We start from the raw sequence: 19,731 nt of genomic DNA on the forward strand, positions 1-19,731 counted from the left end.
GCTAGTGGCCGCCGGCGCTACTCGGGTGATGTCGCAGCGGATGGTGGGGATGAGTCAGCGGGTAACAGCACAACCCGATCACCAGGGCGGCGGCGTGGCCGATCGCGGTGAAGTCGGGATTGATGAGCAGCGGCACGGTGAAGATGACGACCAGGCCGGCCAGGTAAACCCAGCGCCACGGCCGACGTATCCGGTAGGTGAGCACCGCCATCACCCCGACCAGGAAGTAACTGACGCCGATGTCGCGGGCGTAGGTGAGGCGCTCCGATTCCCGGTGCAGGTGGATCAGCGCATACAGCGCACCCTCGCTGACGTAGGTGGCACCGACGTGGGAGATCAATCCGACCATCAGCCAACGCAGGTGGCCCAACCAATGTTCGGCCGGCGCCAGGAACAGGGTGAACAGCACCAGATACGGCGACCAGTCCTTGCCGTCGATCCACAGCAGGCTGGAGACCAGCACCTCCAGCGGGTCGGTGGCCAGATGGTGCAAGTTGGTGGATTGCTCGACGAGCATGGTGTGCAGGCGCCGGCCGACCAGGTGCTGGATGACGGTGGTGACTCCCAGCACCGCCAGCCACAAGTAGGTCAGCGGCGCGGTGTGCACGAAGTGCCACACCGCGGCCAGGCGCGTTCTGACGTCCGCCACGGCGTACAGCGTCGCATGGTTGATGCAGACACGGACAGACCGACCGCTGATAACGTCTCATGCCAGTGAGGCCCGTCCGCCTGTGACCGGCCCCGACGGGACGGGGGTGCCCCGATGAGCGAACCGCACGGTCCAACTCCCAATCCGTACGACCCAACACAATTTGCGCCCACCAGCCGGCCCATGCCGCCGCTGGGCGGACAGTTCCCGCCGCCGTGGCCACCCGGTCCACCGCCGCAACGCAGCCGCCGATTGATTTGGGCTCTGCTGGGGCTGGTCATCGTGCTGACCGTAACCGCCGTAGTGCTCGGCGTGACCGTCGTCGGGCGCGACCGGCAGGAGAACGCGCATGCCACCGCAGAGTCTGGCTCCGGCGACAGGGCGCCGGTACCCGTCTCGGTGCTCGAGACCTTGCTGCCGGCCGCGGATGTCGTCCGCGACGCGACGGCCGACCCTGGGATCGGCATTGTGGACAAAGGCGAAAGCATGTTCCCCGGGGTCGTGGAGGAGAAATCATGCCAGGGGATGAGCTTCGTCGCCGCGGGCCCGGTCTATGCGGGCTCGGGTTGGACCAGCGTCCGCTGGCAGATTTGGAACAGTCCCGCCGAACCCAAACCGGAGAAGCTGGAGCATCAGATGTTGACATCGGTGGTGAGTTACCCCTCTGCCCAAGCCGCCCGCAGCTACTACGACAAACAGCGCACCGACTGGCAGTCGTGTTCTGACCGTACCGTCAACATGCGGGTAACAAACCTGGAGAACCCAACCGACGCTTTCTGGACCGTAGGAGCGGTCACCGAAAACCACGGTGTACTCAGTACCACCGGGATAAGTGAGGGCGGTGCCGGTTGGTCCTGCGGGCTCACGACCGCGGTGCGCAACAACATCATCACGCAGCTGAATTTGTGCGCCCTTACCCCGTCTGGCGATGCGGCACAGAAGGTCCTCGCCTCGATCACCGCGAAGATCGACGCGGCGGCCTGACTCGGGCACAAGCGGTTCGCGTCGATTCTCACCCCTGCGACGGCGTGCAGCTTCGCATTGTCAGTGCAGACCGTGATAGCCCAACCGCTGATAACGTCTCATGCCAGTGGAGGCCGGTCCGCCTGTGACCGGCCCCGAGGGGATGTGGGGGCACCTCATGAGCGAACCGCACGGTCCGACACCCAATCCGTACCACCAGCCCCCTTTCGCGCCTATGAACCAGCCGATCCCGCCGGTTGGAGGCGGACCATTCCCGCCGCCGCTGCTGCCCCCTGGGCTCAGCGGTCCCCCACCGGGGTCACCAGGGCCCAATCGCCGCAAGATCTGGACGGTCTTAGCCACGGTCGCCGTGGTCGCGGTGATCGGCATCGTGCTCACCGTGACACTGTCCGGGCGTAGCCGGCACGACACGGCCAGGCCCGCCTCAAAAACGGAGACCTCGGCGACGGCATCGGCATCCTCTGACAAGTCACCGGTACCGGCCGCCAAGATTGCGGGATTGCTGCCTCGCCAGGAAGACCTCGCCGCGGCGGTGGGCGACCCCGAACTCGGTGTCGTGGCTAGTGGCGAAGCGATGGATGAGGTCACCGTGGTGGACGCGGACTGCCAGGGCATCAGTTCGGTCGCCTCGGGGCCCGTCTACGCCGGGACCGGTTGGACCGCGATCCGCTGGCAGCGCTGGTACAGCCCGCCCGACATCGACACTCACGACCTGAAGCACGGCCTGTTGGTATCGGTGGCGGCCTTTCCACGGGCGGAGAACGCGCAGGCCTTCTACGCGAAGCAGAGCGACAAGTGGAAAAGGTGCGCCGGCCGCACCCTCAACATGACTGTGACCAATGGCGACAATGAGCCGCGCGTTTTCTGGACCGTCACCGAGGTCACCGAGTCCGATGAGCTGGTCAAGACGACCGCCATCAGTGAGGGCGGCGCCGGCTGGTCATGCCAGGACGCCCTGACCATCCGCAACAACGTCGTTGCGCAGGCCGATGTCTGCGGTAACAGCATCCCGGCCAATGCGGCGCAGGAGATCCTCGGCTCGATCGCCCCGAAGGTCGACGCGGCAGGCTGAGCTGACTTCCGACAGGCCCGACGGGAAGTGGAGTGCACCAATGAGTGAACCGCAGGGTCGGACTCCCAACCCCTATGATCCGATGCGATTCGCGCCGATCAACGGCCCCGTCTCACCAGACAGTCAGGCACCGCCGTTCTGGCCACCGAATCCACCACCGAATGGCGGCCGACGGCTGATATGGCTGCTGGTGGGGCTGGTCTGCGCGCTGACAGCGATCGTCGTGGCACTCAGCGTGACCGTCGTAGGCCGTGACCGACACGAGATTGCCCAATCCCCCACCACGACATCAGCACCCGCGACCTCCGACCGCCAGGCGCCGCTGTTTCCCGCTTCAGCTCTGGACAGCCTGCTGCCGGACCGGAGCGTCGTCTCTTCCGTCGTGGCCGACCCTGCCATCGACCTGGTCGATCACGGCGAGGCTATTGCCGCCGGCGATTTGGTGGATGCCGATTGCCAAGGAATTGCATCTGTTTTCTCGCGGGACTACGTAGGCTCCGGCTGGACCGCCATCCGCTGGCAACGCTGGAACAGCCCCGCCGAACCCAATCCCAGCTATCTGGTACAGCATGTTTCACTGTCCGTGACCACCTATCCGAACGCCGCCGCTGCCCGGGCGTTCTATGCCAAACAGAGCGCTGCATGGCGAAAGTGCAACACCCGTATTGTCAACAGCCGCGACGTAAGTGCGAAAGGATCCCCGGAGCAACTCTGGTATATCGACAGTGTCGCCGACTACGAGGGCGTGCTCGCCGCCCGCATGACGGACAACGTCAACTCCGACTGGAGGTGTGAAGCCAGACTGACCGTACGCAGCAACGTCGTCGTCCACGTCGGAGTGTGTGCGCACACAACTTCGATGATGGAGGCACGCACGCTGCTCGCCTCGATCGCCCAGAAGGTCGATGAGGCCGGGTGAGCCCGCACCATCCAATCCTTGATCCGCTTCGGCGCCTCGCGTATCGTCCGATTCAATTTCGCGTCGCACAGTAGCGAATACAGGGAAAGGGCCGAGCCGTTGCGCAACCGCTACGCCGGGGAACCGTTCACCACCACCGAATCTGAGATCGCCGCCGCTCTGGAGCAGGTCTCGATCCCCACCTTGTTGCTGTCGTGCGTGCACATCACCGGCGACCCCCGCTTCATCCGGGATTACCACCAGAACGGGATCTTCCTCAACGAGATCCAGGGGTTCATGTCCGAGGAAGACAAGGCCCGCGCCCGCGCCGAGGCGCTGCCGGTGATCGCCGACTATCGCGATCGCGGCTGCCCGGAGCCCGCTCCCCTGCCCGCCGAGCTGGTCAAGGAGATGATGGACTGGGCGGCCTGCGAGACCGTGCCGGATGCCTACCTCGGGTTGCTCTCCGAAGAACTCGACCTCGACGGGGTCGACCCGCGCAGTCCAGCGCCGGTGGAGCGCGCGGCGGAATTGTCGGTGGTGGTGATCGGCTGTGGCGAGTCGGGCGTGTTGGCCGGAATTCGGCTGGCCCAGGCCGGTATTCCCTTCACGATCATCGAGAAGAACGAGGGCCCGGGCGGAACGTGGTGGGAGAACGACTATCCGGGCGCTCGGGTGGACGTCGCAAACCACTTCTACTGCTACAGCTTCGAACCCAACAACGACTGGGGGCACTACTTCGCCGAACAGCCCGAGCTGCGGGCGTACTTCGCCGATCTGGTCACCAAACACAGTCTGGCTGACCATATTCGGTGGGGCACGGAGGTCACCGACGCCGTCTGGGACGAGGGCGACGGTACCTGGACGCTGACCGCCCGCACCGCCGACGGGGCAGTGTCCACGCTGGCAGCGCGCGCGGTGATCACCGCGGTCGGTCAGCTCAACCGGCCGCATCTGCCCGATCTCGACGGGGCGGACAGTTTCGCCGGGCCAGCGTTTCACTCCGCGGCCTGGGATCACAGCGTCGACCTGACCGGCAAGCGGGTGGCGCTGATCGGGGCGGGTGCCAGCGGGTTCCAGATCGCACCCGCGATCGCGGAGAAAGTGGCTCACCTCACGGTGTTTCAACGCACCGCACAGTGGATGTTCCCCAACCCGATGTATCACGACGCCGTCCACGACGGGGTGCGCTGGGCATTGCAGCACTTGCCGTTCTACGGCCGCTGGTACCGATTCCTGTTGCTGTGGCCCGGGGCCGACAAAGGCTTGGAGGCCGCCCGAGTAGATCCGGACTATCCCGACCAGGACTACGCGGTGAGCGAGATCAATGCCCTGGCCCGGCAGATGTTCACCGGCTGGATCACCGATCAGGTGGGCGACGACGACGAGCTGCTGGCCAAGGTACTGCCCGACTATCCGGCGACCGGTAAGCGCACCCTGCAGGACAACGGCACCTGGCTCAAGACCCTGCGGCGCGACAACGTCGAACTGATACGCACCCCGATACGCACGATCACCCCGCAAGGTGTGGAGACCGAGGACGGCATTCACCACGACGTGGATGTGATCGTGTACGCCACCGGATTTCGGCACACCGATGTGTTGTGGCCGATGCGCATCACCGGCCGCGACGGCACCGATCTGCACGCACTGTGGGGCAGCAAACCGTATGCGTATCTGGGCATCACGGTGCCCGGGTTCCCCAACTTCTTTGTGCTCTACGGGCCCGGCGCGCATCTGGCGCATGGTGGCAGCCTGATCTTCAACTCCGAGTTGGAGATGCGCTACATCGACGCCTGTCTGGCCAAGCTCGCCGACGAACAGCTGCACTCGATCGAGCCGACCGCGCAAGCGGCTACCGAATGGCATCAGGCCACCCAGAGCGCGATCGCCCAGACGGTGTGGGCGCATCCGGCGGTCAAGCATTCCTACTTCAAGAACGCCGACGGCGAGATCCACACGGTGAGCCCGTGGCGACTCGACGAATACTGGTCGGCGGTGCGCGAACCGGATTGGTCGCAGTTCGTCATCGCAAAGGAGCGCTGAGTTGAGCGGAATCGTCGTCACCGGGGCAGCATCGGGGATCGGCCGGGCCTGCGCCCAGGCCCTGGCCGCCGAAGGCCGCCGAGTTGCATTGTGGGACATCGCCCCGGCGGTCCAGGACGTAGCCGAGAGTTTGGGGATGCCCGGCGCGGTGGTCGACGTGTGCGACGACGCCGGCGTGCCCGCCGCGGTCGCAGCAGCGGCCGAGGCGCTCGACGGAATCGACGGGCTGGTGCATGCCGCGGGGCGAGTGCTGCCCGAACCGGTGGGCGCCTACACCGGCGAATCCTGGGATGCGGTGATGGCTGTCAACCTGCGCGCCCAGGCGATGCTGGTGCAGCTGATGCTGCCGCACCTGGAGGCTGTCGCCCGGGCCGGCGGCGACCCGGCGGTGGTCGGTATCTCCAGCATCGAGGGCCTGACCGCCAACCCGTTCATCCCCGCCTATTGCGCCTCCAAGGCCGGTCTGCTGGGGTTGACCAGGTCGATGGCCGCCCAGCTGGGCCCGGCCGGAATCCGCGTCAACGCGGTCTGTCCCGGCTTCATCGAAACCCCGATGCTGCAGATCGCTCTCGACGTCGAAGAAGTGGCCGCCGGCTTTGTAGCTGCGGCGCCGCTGGGACGCATCGGTCAACCGGAGGAGGTCGCCCAAGCGGTGGCGTTCCTGATGTCGCCGCGGGCGTCGTTCATCACCGGCACCCAGATCGTCGTCGACGGTGGAGTCACCGCGCGGCATCCGTGACGGGCTTAGAAGACCCAGCTCTGCGGTGCCGCGATGACGAAGCCGTGAGTGGCCACCGGACTACTCACCTCACCGCGGACCTGGGGCTCGCGAAGCACACAGACCAAGTCAGTGGACGGCGGAACCCCGCAAACCATCGACTGGGCGGGTGAGAAGTCCCAAAACACGATCTTGTGGCCCACCGGAAGCTTTGCCGCCGGCGGGTTTCCGGCGAGCAGAGCGTCTGGTGGGGCGGGTACGAAACGAGCGGGGATGCTTTCCTTCCCGTAGATCCCGGGCAGCTCCACCGAGCCGGCGTCACGCGGGGCCCCCGGTATATCGCCCGCGCAGTTGACGTCATGAGTGATCCTGCCCTGCCGCACCCGGCAGACCAGCCCGGAATCGGTCGCGAAGACCACATTGGGCGCCTTCTGCAGGTCGCTGACCGAACCGGGCAGCGGTCCGCTGTCGTCGATCAGGGAGTCCACATCGGGGATCCCCGGTGCCGCCAACGCATTCGGCACCGCCGTCAGCAGGGCCAACGCGGTGACCGCCACTGCCAGTGCTCGCCGCGCCACCCGGAGCCTCCCAATTCGCCGTCAGAACTTCAAAACTACGAGCGACGGGCTCGCAGGTCAACGTCATCGACCGCCTCAACCGTGTGCATCCAAGGCGGTAGTGTCCCGGAGGATGGCCCAGAGCTACCCGCCGCCGAAGCCGCCGATCTCGAGGGGAGATCTCGCTGGTTCCCTCTGCGCGCTGGCTCTGACAGTCGTCGGCGGTGGCGTGGCCGCGATTCTGGGACTCTTCCTGATGGCCTTCACTGACAACTGCCCGCCCGCGACCTGCGATATCGATGCAGGCGTCACCGCAATCATGGCCGGATTCGCAGCAGCCGCCGTAGTCGGCCTCGCCGGAACGGTCGTCACCGTCGTCCAATTGGTGCGCCGTAACCCGGCCTGGCCGTTCGCCGTAGGAACCTTGGTATTGACCGCGGCGGCGTGCGCCGTGGGCATTGGAGGCTATCTCGCTGCGGTGGGCGGCTGAGCCGCCGCCGCCACGGCGCGCAGGGCCGAATCGGCGATCGCTTCCTGTAGGCCGCGGGTCGCCAGCTCATCGGCCAGCTCGTTGTCGGCAACCCCCGAATGGCCTTTCACCCAGAACCACTCGACCTGGTGACGCGCGCAGGCGGCCTGAAGCCGTTGCCACAGGTCGACGTTCTTCACCGGCTGCTTGGCGGCGGTCAGCCAGCCGTTGCGCTCCCAGCCTGACACCCACTTAGTGATGCCGTTGCGGACGTAGGTGCTGTCGGTGTGCAGATGTACCACCACGGGCCGGGTGAGGGCTTCCAGCGCCACGATCGGAGCGGTCAGCTCCATCCGGTTGTTGCTCGTCTCGCCGGGCTCGCCCCCGTACATCTCGCGGACGTGGTGGCGCATACGCAACACCGCGCCCCAGCCACCGGGGCCCGGGTTGGGGCGGCACCCACCGTCGGTGTGGATGACGACCACGTCATCGGTGGATTCGGCGAGCGGTGTAGTTCCGCGAGCAAGAGATCCGACGCCATCAGGATCGGTGGATTCGGTCATCGGCTGAGGATAGGGGGCGAGATCATCGCAGTGCGGACCGACATACCCAGATCGCGATGCCGAAGCGTGGTGATCCGGCGACCGGGCTGCACGGCATCCTTCACCGGCAAGGTGCGCGCGCCGAAGAACGACGCCGTGGCCTCGATATCGTCGACGACGTAGGTGATACCCCACAGCGACGACGGGCCGTCCGCCGCCGTGTCGGGCGACCCGACGACTTCGAGGATCACCGCACCCAGCCGGAAGAAGATCTGCCGCATCGGCCGGCCGCCGAATTCGGCGTCGCGTACCCGGCGCGACTGCAGCCCTACGGCAGCCAATGCCTCGACGGTGCGAGACAGGTTGGGCGACAAGAGCACAACGTGGTCGATCGCGATCACACCGTTCGGATGCGCGGCCGGTTCAGTGGCCGCCGCGGCGGAACGGGAGGTGGGGATACCGTCGAGCGGGCCGTCTTCGGGCAGGCCCCGCAGTGCCCACCCGAGGATGCCGGTGCCGGCCCCGCCCAGTCGCAGCCGAACCTCACCCACCCGGCAGACGTCGTCGGGGTCCACGCTGAACCCGGCCGACCGCCACGTGTCGGCTGGATCGCCAAGACGGAGTTCGTCGACGGTGACGGACATGCCGCGCATCTTCTCAGCCCTGCGTGACGGGCTCAGGTTTCAGATCACGCCACCAGCAGTAGATGAACAGCAGCATCGACATCACCAGCGCGACGATCACCCACAGCGTGATCGTGACATCGATCCAGGATCCGATCGGCGGAGCGTCGGGCAGCGCGTTTCTCAGTGGAACCACCGCGAAAAGCATTGCCGCATACCAGGTTGTCATCGGCGGCTGGAATTTACGCCAGCCCAGGAACGTCAGGTTCGCGACGACGACGGCCACTGCGGCCAGGGCGATCAAGACGCCGACGATCACGGCACCAAAGGCCATGGTGCTCGGCGACCGATGCAGCGTGATTCGGTACGGGCCACCGTCTTCGCGGTCGCTGACAATCTCGTTCTTCCAACCGGCGATGTGGTCGACGAACGTCACCGACATCCGTTCCGGAATCGAGGCGTCCCCGCGCACGACGTCGACGGTGATCGGTCCGGTCTGATAGTGATCGAACGGCCACTTCGCCGAATTACCGGAGATGGTCAACGGGACCGGGAATTCGCCGGGCACCATGCCCTTCGTCCAGGTGCGCTTGGTCGGCGTGACCGCGGAGTGCACCGCGATGCTCAAGTCTTCGGTGAGCCCGTGCCTGACCGGATCGAGCAGTGCCGGACCCGGGCTGATGGTGACCTTGCCGGTCAGGGTGCCCTTTACGGTCTGGAGATCCTCGATGTCGATGGTGACGGTGGTGCCATCTGCCGACACCAGACCTTCGGTGAGGTGGCGGGGGCATCCACACCCCGCCCGCTCATACAGCGCGACGGTCACGAGGTAGGACGCGACGAAGAAGACCGTCATCCCGAGGATCAGCAGCAGCCTGGGCCGGTTGACGTGAACAGCAGCATCGGCGTTGGACAAGCCTGTTCTCCCTGATGTCAGCTTGGTGGTCGACAACGACGGCTGCATCGTCTCATCGTGGCAGCGACTACCGCCGAGTTTTCGGCGGACGAGCGGCACACAAATCGAGCTGCTGCAACCAGATTCCGGCTCTGCCGCGAATCTGTGGTGCGTTAGAAGACTTCGCTGTGCGGCGCCGAGATGACGAACCCGTGCGTCACCGCCGGGCCGCCACTCTTGCCGCCGTTCTCACGCCCGGCCTTGAGCACACAGGCCACCTCGGTACCCATCGGAGCGCCACAGACCAGCGACTCGGTGGGTGAGAAATCCCAGAACACGATCTTGTGCCCGGGCGCCAACATGATCGACGGAACCTTCGCCGGATCTCCGAGGAGCCCGGCGGGCGCCATCGGCATGAACTGCGCCGGGCCGCTGCCGTCGGCGTAGACGGTGCCAAGACTCACGCTGCGGGTTCCCGCTGGGGCGCCAACGAGATTCCCGGCACAGGCCACACTGTGCGTCACCTTCCCGCGGCTCTTGCGGCAGGCCAGACCCGACGGGGTGGTAAACGCCAGATCTGGGATTCCGGTGAGGTCGGCAACCGAGCCCGGCAGCGGCCCACTGTCGTCGAAGAGTGGATCGAGATCGGGAACCTCGTTTGCCGCACCGGCATTGGGTACCGGAATAAGGACCGCCATTGCGGCACACGCCACCGCCAACAATTCTCGCACTGAAAACTCCCGCTACTCGACGGTGACCGACTTGGCCAGGTTGCGCGGCTTGTCCACGTCGTAGCCGCGAGCCTGCGCCACCCCGGCAGCGAACACCTGCAGCGGGATGGTCGACAACAGCGGTTGGTACAGGGTTGATACCGCAGGGATTTCGATCAGGTGGTCGGCGTAGGGGCGCACCGTCTCATCGCCCTCCTCGGCGATCACGATGGTGACGGCCCCGCGGGCCTGGATCTCTCGAATGTTGGAGAGCAGCTTGGAGTGCAACATCGCGGCGTTCTTGGGCGACGGCATCACGACGATCACCGGAAGGTCGTCCTCGATCAATGCGATCGGGCCATGCTTGAGTTCACCGGCGGCAAAGCCTTCGGCGTGCATGTAGGCCAGTTCCTTGAGCTTGAGCGCACCCTCCAGCGCCACCGGGTAGCCGACGTGGCGCCCCAGGAAGAGCACCGCACTCGACGAGGCGAACTGCCGCGCCAACTCCGCGACGGAGTCGATGCCTGCCAGCACATGCGACACCAGTTCGGGCATCGCCTCCAGTTGCCGGTACTCGTGCTCCACCTCGTCGGGGTACTTGGTGCCCCGGGCCTGCGCCAGCGCCAGACCGACCAGGTAGTTCGCGGTGATCTGCGCCAGGAACGTCTTCGTGGACGCGACACCGATCTCCGGCCCGGCCCGGGTGTAGAGCACCGCGTCGCACTCCCGCGGAATCTGTGAACCGTTGGTGTTGCAGACCGCGAGCACCTTGGCCTTCTGCTCCTTGGCGTGCCGGACGGCCTCCAGGGTGTCGGCGGTCTCGCCGGACTGGCTGATCGCCACCACCAGGGTGCTGCGGTCCAACACCGGGTCGCGATAACGGAACTCACTGGCCAGTTCGACTTCCACCGGCAGCCGCGTCCAGTGCTCGATCGCGTACTTGGCCAAGAGACCGGAGTGATACGCGGTCCCGCAGGCCACCACGAACACTTTGTCGATCTCGCGCAGCTCCTGGTCGCTCAGGCGCTGCTCGTCGAGGACGATCCGGCCGTCCTCGAAGTGCCCGAGCAAAGTCTCGGCAACCGCGGTGGGCTGCTCGGCGATCTCTTTGAGCATGAAGTATTCGTAGCCGCCCTTTTCGGCGGCAGAAAGATCCCAGTCGATGTGAAAGTGACGAGCGGCGGCAGTGTCGTCGTTGCCGTGGAAGTCCGAGATGCGGTAGCCGTCGGCGGTGATGACCACCGCCTGGTCCTGGCCCAGCTCAACAGCTTCGCGTGTGAACGGGATGAACGCCGCCACATCCGAACCCAGGAACATCTCGCCGTCGCCGATACCGACCACCAGCGGCGTGGACCGACGCGCCGCCACGATGGTGCCCGGTTCGTCGGCGTGGGCGAACACCACAGTGAAGTGGCCCTCCAGCCGACGGAGCACTGCCAGCGCCGAGGCCACGAAGTCCCCGGCGGTGTCGCCCTCGCGGTATTGGCGGGCCAGCAGATGAACGGTTACCTCACTGTCGGTCTCGCTGGTGAACTCCACCCCGGCGCGTTCCAGCTCGTCGCGCAGAACCGCGAAGTTCTCGATGATGCCGTTGTGCACCACCGCGAACTTGCCGGCGGCGTCGCAGTGCGGGTGGGCGTTGTGGTCGGTGGGACGGCCATGGGTGGCCCAGCGGGTGTGACCCAGCCCGGTACCTCCGGCCAGCAGGGCCGGATCAGTGGCGGCCAGTTCGGCTTCTAGGTTGGCCAGCCGGCCGGCACGGCGCCGAACGGTCAGCTGCCCGATCCCGTCGACGACGGCGATCCCGGCGGAGTCATAGCCGCGGTATTCCATGCGACGCAGGGCCTCGACGACGACGTCGCGAGCAGGGCGTTGCCCGACGTAGCCGACGATTCCACACATAGCTGATCAGGGTAGTGCACCGGCAGGGGGCCGCCATAAACCGTGCAGGTCAGCGGCGTCCCGGCCGTGAGCCGTGCAATTACGGCTTCAGGCCGACCGCTGCGCGCTGCTCGCTACTGCGCGCCACCGAAGAGGTCTGCCAACAGGCCTCCGAAGTCGAAGTCAGTGGCCGCCCCAGGATCCGGCTCCACCTCGGGAGGAGGCCCGTCGAAGTCCAGGTCGCCGGTCAGCAGCAATGCGAGCACCTGCTCCAGGCCGGCCAACGCGCCGGTCAACCCCACTCCCTGACCCGGGCCGAATGTCAGGTCCAGGGTGAGTGGGTCGGTGACCGACACGGTGATACCGAGCGCGTTGAGGATCGAGCCGCCCCCGAAGATGGGCGGGGGAAGTTCTTCCGCGGACAACGCATCGATATTGCCGCCGACTTCTCCCGGGGACAGCAGCCCGCCGAAAGCGAAGCTGAGGCCGGAGATGCCAACGCCCTCCGGCAGCAGGCCGGCTTCAGTGACCGTCGGGATCAGGAAATCCAGGTTGAGCGTGGCGCCGTTGAGAAGGCCGTTGACCATGTTGGCCGGGATGTTTATCAGCTCCTGCAACGCCGCCGTGGTGTCCGGGTTGTCGCCGCCGAGATTGGCGCTGATGGCTTCGACGCTGTTGATGAGCGCCACCAACGGTGACAGGGACGGCCCCAGTGCACCGATCAGCAGGCCGGACAGCGGCGAGGCCAGGACCTGGACGATCTCCGGGATCGGGTCGGGAATTGCCGGAATGAGTCCGGGCGCCAACGCTTCCCCTTGGTTGCTGAGCAGGCCGTAGAGCAAGAAGTTGCCCAGGTAGAAGTCTGGGCTCCCAATCCCGCCGTCGCCCGACGGGAGACTCGTCGTGAATTCAGCCAGCGGGTTGAGGAAGCCCTTCTGGTCGCCACCAAGGAACGTCAGGGCGGCACCCAACTGCTCGAGGTCCAGGTTGCTCAGATCGGCGTTGCTGAGCGCATCGCTCAGGGCGCTGTTGGCGTCCTGCAGCGCGGTCTGCAGGTGCTCGAAGTTGACTTCCGCGGTATTGAAGGCGTCAGCCCAAGCTCCCGTGAAATCGATATCGGCGGTCAGCGCGACGTCATGGACCATCTGAGCCTCGAGCAACGGCGTGGCCACCGGCGTGACAGTGATCATGCCCGCGCCTACCACCGCGATGCCGGCGGTGACGAAGGGTCGCAGTGTCGGATTCATTTGAGCAACTCCTCAAGATCCAGTGTCGTGCCTGCGGAAACAACTGAGTGTGAGGAAGATCATATTTAATAAAAAGCTGTGACACAAGGCTTGGTTTCCAGGTTCACGTCATCTTTGCCGGACATTTCGGCATCCACGCGGTCTTTTCGACCCCGACACTTTCTTGGGCTGCTCCCAGCACGTTGCGGCTAACCCGGCTCGGCAACGACCGGCAGCGGTTATGTTGGGAATCCGCCCGAAGACCCGAGGCGGGGTCGGCCAGCAAACGACGGTCTAGGTGACGACATGCCACAGGACAGCCCAGCCACCGCGCGCACCCTGGTGGAACTGCTACGTCAGCAGGCCGACCGCTACCGGGACAAGGTCGCGTTCGTGTTCGCCCCGGATGGCCTGGAGGAACAGAGTCGGCTGACCTACGCCGAGCTCGACCGCAGCGCGCGGGCGATCGCGGCGGGTCTGCAACAACAGGGAGCGACGGGACGTCGTGTGCTTGTTGTCTGCCGGCCGGGTCTCGACAGTGTCGCGGCCTACTTCGGCTGCCTGTATGCCGGGGCTGTTGCCGTGCCCGTGCAGGATCGGCTCGGGAGGTTGACGCTGATCGCCCCCGATGCGCGCGCCGGTTTCGCCCTGGCGGACTCCGCCACGCAGGACACGCTCAGGGCCAGGGTCGACGGTTTGACCAAACGGCCGCTGCGATGGCTGACGCCAGACGACCCCGGCGCAGACCCGGAGAGCTGGAAGCCCCCGGAGATCGGCGCCGACACCACAGCGATGCTGCAGTACACCTCGGGATCCACCAGGGCGCCCAAAGGTGTCGTCCTGACGCACAGCAACCTACTGGCGAACCTGGTCGCGATCCACGAGGCGTGGGGCGGCGACGACCAGAAGGTCGCGGTCTGCTGGCTGCCCCAGCACCACGACATGGGCTTGATCGGCGGCATCCTGCAGAGCGTGTACGTCGGCGGCAACACGGTGCTGATGTCACCGGCCGGCTTCATCACCCGCCCGATGCGCTGGCTGGAGGCCATGTCCCGGTACCGCGCCACCATCGCCACCGCACCGAATTTCGCCTACCAGCTCTGCGTCGAGCGCAGCACCGCCGAGGAGCGCGCGGCGCTCGACCTGTCGCAGTGGTCAACCGCGATGAACGGCGCCGAGCCGGTACAGGCCAGCACCCTGCGTGCCTTCGCCGAGGCTTTCGCGCCCGCCGGATTCCGGCCGGAGGCGTTCCTTCCGGTGTACGGCCTGGCCGAAGCCACCTTGTTGGTCTCGGGCGGATCGGACGCCACCGCACCGGTGATCCGCTGCATCGACCGCAACGCGCTTGGCGAAGGTCAGGTCGTCGAGATCACCGACGCCGCCGACGATGATCCCGGCGTCGTGGAGCTGGTCGGGTGCGGCCGACCCCGCGGCGGTCAGCAGATCGTGATCGCCGACCCGGAGACTCGCCGGCGCCGCGACGACGAGCAGGTTGGCGAGATCTGGGTCTCCGGTCCGTGCGTCGCCCACGGCTACCGCGGCAAGCCAGAGGACACCGAGCAGACGTTCGGCGCCTACCTGGCCGACTCCGGCGAAGGGCCCTTCCTGCGTACTGGCGATCTGGGATTCCTGCGAGCGGGCGAGGTGTTCATCGCCGGCCGCTGCAAGGACCTGATCATTCTCCGCGGCAACAACTACTACCCCAACGACATCGAAAAGACGGTGCAGGGCAGTCATCCCGCGCTGCTGTCCGGTCGCGGTGCGGCCTTCTCGGTGACGCCGCAACCGGGCGCCAGCGAACAGCTCGTGGTGGTACAAGAGATCGGATCCTCCGGTGACGCTGCGGCCTTCACCGGCGTGCTGAAGGCGATCAACGCGGCTATCGCCCGCTACCACGGCGTCGGGGCCCATGCCGTGGTTCTGGTGGAGCCGGGCACCATCCCGACCACCTCCAGCGGCAAGATCCAACGACAGGCCGCCCGGCAGAAGTTCCTCGACGGAGGGTTCACCGCGGTGGCCCAATGGCGCGCAGCGCCGGGCTCCGGCGGCGGTCCCGCGCAGCCCCAGGCGGCGGCCCAGACCGCCGCGGCGGCGCAGCGAGCGGTGGCGCTCCAGTACTGGAAGGCACGGCAGGGCTGACGGCTCAACGTCGGCGCCGGCGTGCGTTACGGTCATCAGATGGCCAGCCTCAAGCGCCTTTACGCCACGTTGTCCCGTCCCGGACCGCATCGCGTCCTGCGCGGAGATCTGGCCTATGCCGGGCTGGCCGGGGTGGTGTACACCCCGCAGTCCGGGTACCGGCTTCCGGCGGTGGCCTTCGGCCACGACTGGCTGACCGGGGCCGATCGCTACGCCGGGCTGCTGGAACACCTGGCCTCGTGGGGCATCGTGGCGGCGGCCCCCGACACCGGACGGGGGCTGGCACCGTCGGTGCTGGATCTGGCCGCCGATCTGGGCCGCGCCCTGGAGATCGCCACTGAGGTCCGGTTGGGACCGGGTCGGATCAGTGTCGATCGAGACCGGCTCGCGGTGGCTGGACACGGGTTCGGCGGTTCTGCCGCGGTGTTCGCCGCGGCCACACTATCGGTGAAACCCAAAGCGGTGGCGGCGATTTTCCCGACCGTCACCACTCCGCCCGCCGAGCAGGCGGCGTTGACGCTGGATGTGCCTGGCGTGGTGTTCAGCAGTCCCGACGACCCCAAAGCACTGCGTTCCAACGCAATAGAGCTGGCTCATGCCTGGCAGCTTTCAACGCTGCGGGTGATCGGCAAGGTATCGCCGGCCGGGCTGCCGCAGGGGCGCCGGCTGACCGGGTTCTTCGGCTTACCTACCTCGGATCGGCGCACCCAGCGGCGGGTGCGGGCCCTGCTGACCGGATATCTGCTGGCACAACTGGTGGGCGACAAAACGTTCCGAGACTTCGCCAACCCACAGGCGGCGTTGCCTAAGACCGAGGCGCTCGACGCCCTGCCAGAGCCGGTGAGCCCGGAAGAGAAGTTCGCCGCACTGTTCAAGTAGTTCTACATACGGCAGCGGCCGCCGAGTCCTTTCGGACCCGACGGCCGCTGCCGTTGTGGTGTGGCGTCTATCCGCCCGCACCCGCGGTACCCGAGGCGCCGACCGTGCCGGCCGTCCCGTCGGGCGTACCGGTCCCGGCCGCGCCACCGGCGCCACCCTTGCCGAGTGCCCCACCAGCCCCAGGCGTTCCGGTGCTCGCGCCGCCGGTGCCACCGTCGCCGCCGTGGCCACCGTTCGCGCCGTTGCCACCCGCGGCACCCTCGGTGCCGGCACCACCTGCGCCGCCGACCCCACCGGCCGCACCAGCGCCGCCCTTGCCACCGGCAACGCCGCCGGTGCCGGCACCACCGGTACCGCCGTTGCCGCCGGTTCCGGCCGCGCCACCGTTGCCGGCGGTGTTGCCCGCACCGCTGGCAGCGCCGCCGGCCCCGCCGGTGCCACCGACGCCGCCGGCTCCACCGGTGCCGCTGGCACCGGTCGAACCATTGGTGCCCGAGGTGCTCGACCCGCCCAGCCCGCCGGACCCGGCAGTACCGCCGTTGCCACCGGCACCACCGGTACCGCCGTCGAAGCCGGCACCGTTGTTCGTGCCACCGACACCGCCGGCACCACCCTTACCGCCGGCACCACCGGTGCCGCCGGCGCCACCAGCGCCACCGTTACCGGTGCCCGAGGTACCACCGTTGCCGCCGGCGCCGGCCGCGCCGCCGTTACCACCGGTGCTGCCATTGCCGCCGGCCGCGGTCGTGCCGGCATCGCCGGCGGTTCCGGCGACCCCGGCCCCACCGGTGCCACCCCGGCCGCCCGTGCCGCCGTTGCCGTCCAGCGCGCCGGCGCCGGTGTTGCCCGCGGTGCCGCTGGTGCTGGCACCGCCGTTGCCCGCGGTGCCGGCCGCTCCGCCGGCCCCGCCGTCACCGCCGATCCCGCCTGCCAGACCGTTGCCGTCGCTGTCCACGCCACCGGTCCCACCGGCACCACCGGTACCGCCGTTGCCGCCCTTGCCCGCGGCACCACCGTTGCCACCGTTGCCGGTGTTCGAGGTACCACCGTTGCCGCCGGTGCCACCGGCGCCGCCAGCGGATCCATTACCACCGTTGCCACCGGCCGTGCCGGCGACGGTGTCCGTCGCGGTCGCGCCGGTTGCACCGCTGCTGCCCGTGCTACCCGTGCCGCCGGCGCCACCAGCACCACCGTTACCACCCTTACCGGCATCCGCCGTGCCACCGTTGCCACCGGCGCCGCCTGCGGCGCCCGTACCACCGGTGCCCCCGTTACCGCCGTTGCCACCGTTGGCCGCGAGGGCGCCGTTGCCGCCGGCACCACCGGCACCGCCGACCCCATTGGCACCGCCTGCGCCGCCGTTACCGCCGTTACCGGCATGGCTGGGCGCGACACCGATGTCGTTGGTCGGCACTGCAGTTCCGGCGCTGTTGCCACCCTTGCCGCCCGCGCCGCCGGCCGAATCGGCGCCACCGGTGGCGCCGTTGCCGCCGTTGCCGCCGCTGGCGGTGCCGTTGCCGCCGTTACCGCCCGCGCCGCCGACACCGACCGCACTGCTACCGCCGTTGCCGCCGTTGCCGCCGATGCTCACCCCGGTGGCCGCACCGTTGCCGCCGGCACCGCCGTCACCACCGGTGGCGCCGGTACCAGCCGTGGAGGACGGACCGGATCCGCCGTTGCCGCCGTTACCGCCGACGCTGTAGACGGTGCCCGCGGTGAAGTGGTCGCCGTTGACGTCGCGCCAGCCGGTACCGGAGCCACCCGCACCGCCGTCACCGCCGTTACCGGCGGTTCCCGCGCCGGCCAGGCCGGTACCACCACCGGCACCGCCGTTACCGCCTTGAGCGTGGTTGCCGGAGAGCAGGCCGCCGCCGGCACCGACGGTGCCATTACCGCCGGCGCCACCGTTACCACCGGTGCCGCCGACGCCGGAGCCGGGCGCGCCGCCGGTGCCACCGTTACCGCCGTTACCGCCGAAGGTCTGGACGGTGTCGTCATCGGTGGCTCCGTTACCGCCCGCGCCACCATTGCCGCCTGCCCCCGCGGGCGCGCTGGCAGCGGCACCGCCGGCACCGCCATTGCCGCCGTTGCCCGCCACGCCTTGGACGTTGGCGGCGCCGCTGGCGTCACCACCGCGGCCGCCGTCACCACCCGCAGCGCCCGCGTTGAATCCGGTCGAGGCACCAGCGGCACCACCGACACCGCCGTTGCCACCGTTGGTGACGCCGGCGCCACCGGCGCCACCCGTACCACCGGCACCCCCGGTACCGTCACCGGCGTTCGCGCCGGCGCCGCCCGCGCCGCCGTTGCCGCCCTTGAGACCGTCACCGCCGATACCACCGGCAGCACCGTTGCCCGCGACACCGCCGCTGGTGCTGCTCAGCGGGTCACCGCTGCCACCGCCCGCACCACCGGCACCACCGTTACCGCCGTTGCCGAGGAAGTTGCCGTTCGCGTCCTTGAAGCCGTCACCACCGTTGCCGGCCGCGCCTCCAGCGGCTCCGATACCGGCGTGGCCCTTCTCCCAGAAGTTGCTACCGGCCGCGCCACCGGCGCCACCGGCGCCGCCGTTGCCACCGTTGACGTGGTCGGCGGTTCCAGCAGCGCCGTTACCGCCGGCGCCGGCCTTGCCGCCGTCGCCGCCGTTGCCGAGGTTGAAGGCGCCGCGACCGCCGGCCCCACCGTTACCGCCCGCGGTGCCGTTGCCGTTGCCGCCATTGGCGAAGCTGCCGGCCACGCCGTCACCACCGGCGCCGCCGTTGCCGCCGTTGCCGAAGAACCAGGCCACCGCGGCACCACCGTCGCCACCGTCGGCACCGATACCGCCGGCACCGCCGGCACCGCCGTGACCCAGACCCCAGGCGCTCGCGCCACCGTCGCCACCGGCGGCACCGAGCCCGCCGGCCCCACCGTCGCCGCCGTTGCCCAGCCAACCGTGTGCGTCGCCACCGTTGCCGCCGGCCACGCCGTCGGCATCGCTGCTCCAGCCGGCACCGCCGTCGCCGAACCACAAGCCGCCGTCGCCGCCGTCCGGGTTGACCTCCGTGCCGTCGGCACCATTACCGATCAGGAATTGCCCGGACATCTCGTTGATGGCGTTGTTGACCATCGAGCCGAAGTCGCTGTCGATCCAGGCGGTCATACCCATGTGCAGCGGGGTGTAGAACCACTGGTCGAGGATGGTGATCATGTCGAACGCGGCGGGATCGAAGGCGGCGAGGCCGGGGTCGACGTCGGAGGTGACGTCGGCCGGGGTGAGCCAACTGAAGTCGAACAGATCCTCGAAGCCGTCGGCCTGAGCGGCCGGCGCGCCGGCCAGCGGCGCCATCCCGAAGGCCAAGAACGCTGCCACTGCGCTGCCGGTTCCGACCGCCCGGCTGCCGCGCCGCGCTACGGTCTGAACTTCTGATCCCGGCTGGCTACCGGTGTGACGACGAGTCATT

17 protein-coding genes are annotated in these 19,731 nt (G+C 68.0%); 8 read left to right on the plus strand and 9 right to left on the minus strand.

Annotated features, from left to right (window positions below; genetic code table 11):
• Position 1 precedes the first annotated feature (1 nt).
• The gene (locus MJO54_RS18480) at positions 2-649 is read right to left on the minus strand and encodes a rhomboid-like protein (RefSeq protein ID WP_046285578.1); all 648 of its coding nucleotides are present in this window, start codon (positions 647-649) and stop codon (positions 2-4) included.
• Between the two features lie 114 nt (positions 650-763).
• Between MJO54_RS18480 and MJO54_RS18485 the strand changes: the two genes are divergently transcribed.
• From MJO54_RS18485 to MJO54_RS18505, 5 genes are all read left to right on the plus strand, one after another.
• On the plus strand, positions 764-1,633 hold the full coding sequence (locus tag MJO54_RS18485) for a sensor domain-containing protein (protein ID WP_082108355.1): 870 nt from the start codon (positions 764-766) through the stop codon (positions 1,631-1,633).
• A gap of 214 nt (positions 1,634-1,847) precedes the next feature.
• Positions 1,848-2,705 (plus strand): sensor domain-containing protein, encoded by an 858-nt coding sequence (locus MJO54_RS18490; RefSeq protein ID WP_259602748.1) that lies wholly within the window; start codon positions 1,848-1,850, stop codon positions 2,703-2,705.
• Positions 2,706-2,745: 40 nt separating this feature from the next.
• The gene (locus MJO54_RS18495) at positions 2,746-3,624 is read left to right on the plus strand and encodes a sensor domain-containing protein (RefSeq protein WP_046285581.1); all 879 of its coding nucleotides are present in this window, start codon (positions 2,746-2,748) and stop codon (positions 3,622-3,624) included.
• 99 nt (positions 3,625-3,723) lie between these two features.
• Positions 3,724-5,649: a flavin-containing monooxygenase gene (locus tag MJO54_RS18500; RefSeq protein WP_064887665.1), complete on the plus strand. Its 1,926-nt coding sequence runs from the start codon at positions 3,724-3,726 to the stop codon at positions 5,647-5,649.
• 1 nt (position 5,650) lies between these two features.
• On the plus strand, positions 5,651-6,388 hold the full coding sequence (locus MJO54_RS18505) for an SDR family NAD(P)-dependent oxidoreductase (RefSeq protein WP_240175292.1): 738 nt from the start codon (positions 5,651-5,653) through the stop codon (positions 6,386-6,388).
• Positions 6,389-6,393: 5 nt separating this feature from the next.
• Here the strand turns inward: MJO54_RS18505 and MJO54_RS18510 are convergent, their stop codons facing one another.
• The gene (locus MJO54_RS18510; RefSeq protein WP_240175293.1) at positions 6,394-6,945 is read right to left on the minus strand and encodes a hypothetical protein; all 552 of its coding nucleotides are present in this window, start codon (positions 6,943-6,945) and stop codon (positions 6,394-6,396) included.
• A 112-nt stretch (positions 6,946-7,057) separates the two neighbouring features.
• Here MJO54_RS18510 and MJO54_RS18515 point away from each other — a divergent pair, with 112 nt between their 5' ends.
• Entirely contained in the window at positions 7,058-7,414 is a 357-nt protein-coding gene (locus tag MJO54_RS18515; protein WP_240175294.1) for a hypothetical protein, read from the plus strand.
• Here the strand turns inward: MJO54_RS18515 and rnhA are convergent.
• The 6 genes from rnhA to gjpA form a co-directional block, all read right to left on the minus strand.
• Positions 7,390-7,956: a ribonuclease HI gene (rnhA, locus tag MJO54_RS18520; RefSeq protein ID WP_240175295.1), complete on the minus strand. Its 567-nt coding sequence runs from the start codon at positions 7,954-7,956 to the stop codon at positions 7,390-7,392. The genes MJO54_RS18515 and rnhA overlap by 25 nt on opposite strands.
• The gene (locus MJO54_RS18525; RefSeq protein WP_240175296.1) at positions 7,953-8,579 is read right to left on the minus strand and encodes a VOC family protein; all 627 of its coding nucleotides are present in this window, start codon (positions 8,577-8,579) and stop codon (positions 7,953-7,955) included. The genes rnhA and MJO54_RS18525 overlap by 4 nt, the downstream gene beginning before the upstream one ends.
• Positions 8,580-8,592: 13 nt before the next feature.
• Positions 8,593-9,414 carry a DUF4436 domain-containing protein gene (locus MJO54_RS18530; RefSeq protein ID WP_046285594.1) on the minus strand — a complete coding sequence of 274 codons (822 nt, stop codon included), beginning with the start codon at positions 9,412-9,414 and terminating at the stop codon, positions 8,593-8,595.
• A 212-nt stretch (positions 9,415-9,626) separates the two neighbouring features.
• Positions 9,627-10,184 (minus strand): cupredoxin domain-containing protein, encoded by a 558-nt coding sequence (locus tag MJO54_RS18535; protein WP_233428702.1) that lies wholly within the window; start codon positions 10,182-10,184, stop codon positions 9,627-9,629.
• A gap of 12 nt (positions 10,185-10,196) precedes the next feature.
• Positions 10,197-12,065, minus strand: a complete 1,869-nt coding sequence (glmS, locus tag MJO54_RS18540; RefSeq protein ID WP_240175297.1) for a glutamine--fructose-6-phosphate transaminase (isomerizing) — start codon at positions 12,063-12,065, stop codon at positions 10,197-10,199.
• 113 nt (positions 12,066-12,178) lie between these two features.
• Positions 12,179-13,291 carry an outer membrane porin GjpA gene (gene gjpA, locus MJO54_RS18545; protein WP_046285586.1) on the minus strand — a complete coding sequence of 371 codons (1,113 nt, stop codon included), beginning with the start codon at positions 13,289-13,291 and terminating at the stop codon, positions 12,179-12,181.
• Positions 13,292-13,576: 285 nt separating this feature from the next.
• On the opposite strand from gjpA, the gene MJO54_RS18550 reads away from it, so the two are divergent.
• On the plus strand, positions 13,577-15,409 hold the full coding sequence (locus MJO54_RS18550; protein ID WP_240175298.1) for a fatty acyl-AMP ligase: 1,833 nt from the start codon (positions 13,577-13,579) through the stop codon (positions 15,407-15,409).
• 39 nt (positions 15,410-15,448) lie between these two features.
• Positions 15,449-16,288, plus strand: coding sequence for a dienelactone hydrolase family protein (locus tag MJO54_RS18555; protein ID WP_046285588.1), 840 nt, complete (start codon positions 15,449-15,451; stop codon positions 16,286-16,288).
• 67 nt (positions 16,289-16,355) lie between these two features.
• Here the strand turns inward: MJO54_RS18555 and MJO54_RS18560 are convergent, their stop codons facing one another.
• Positions 16,356-19,730 carry a PGRS repeat-containing protein gene (locus MJO54_RS18560; RefSeq protein ID WP_240175299.1) on the minus strand — a complete coding sequence of 1,125 codons (3,375 nt, stop codon included), beginning with the start codon at positions 19,728-19,730 and terminating at the stop codon, positions 16,356-16,358.
• Between the last annotated feature and the right edge of the window lies 1 nt (position 19,731).

Origin of the sequence: Mycolicibacter virginiensis (genome assembly GCF_022374935.2) — a bacterium.
Classification (GTDB): Bacteria; Actinomycetota; Actinomycetes; order Mycobacteriales; family Mycobacteriaceae; genus Mycobacterium; species Mycobacterium virginiense.

Excerpts from the sequence above, each read along its gene's own strand:
- MJO54_RS18485 (WP_082108355.1), top strand. The coding sequence starts at position 764 with ATGAGCGAACCGCACGGTCCAACTCCCAATCCGTACGACCCAACACAA.
- MJO54_RS18490 (WP_259602748.1), top strand. The coding sequence starts at position 1,848 with ATGAACCAGCCGATCCCGCCGGTTGGAGGCGGACCATTCCCGCCGCCG.
- MJO54_RS18495 (WP_046285581.1), top strand. The coding sequence starts at position 2,746 with ATGAGTGAACCGCAGGGTCGGACTCCCAACCCCTATGATCCGATGCGA.
- MJO54_RS18515 (WP_240175294.1), top strand. The coding sequence starts at position 7,058 with ATGGCCCAGAGCTACCCGCCGCCGAAGCCGCCGATCTCGAGGGGAGAT.
- rnhA (WP_240175295.1), bottom strand. The coding sequence starts at position 7,956 with ATGACCGAATCCACCGATCCTGATGGCGTCGGATCTCTTGCTCGCGGA.
- MJO54_RS18525 (WP_240175296.1), bottom strand. The coding sequence starts at position 8,579 with ATGTCCGTCACCGTCGACGAACTCCGTCTTGGCGATCCAGCCGACACG.
- MJO54_RS18530 (WP_046285594.1), bottom strand. The coding sequence starts at position 9,414 with ATGACGGTCTTCTTCGTCGCGTCCTACCTCGTGACCGTCGCGCTGTAT.
- glmS (WP_240175297.1), bottom strand. The coding sequence starts at position 12,065 with ATGTGTGGAATCGTCGGCTACGTCGGGCAACGCCCTGCTCGCGACGTC.
- gjpA (WP_046285586.1), bottom strand. The coding sequence starts at position 13,291 with ATGAATCCGACACTGCGACCCTTCGTCACCGCCGGCATCGCGGTGGTA.
- MJO54_RS18550 (WP_240175298.1), top strand. The coding sequence starts at position 13,577 with ATGCCACAGGACAGCCCAGCCACCGCGCGCACCCTGGTGGAACTGCTA.
- MJO54_RS18555 (WP_046285588.1), top strand. The coding sequence starts at position 15,449 with ATGGCCAGCCTCAAGCGCCTTTACGCCACGTTGTCCCGTCCCGGACCG.
- MJO54_RS18560 (WP_240175299.1), bottom strand. The coding sequence starts at position 19,730 with ATGACTCGTCGTCACACCGGTAGCCAGCCGGGATCAGAAGTTCAGACC.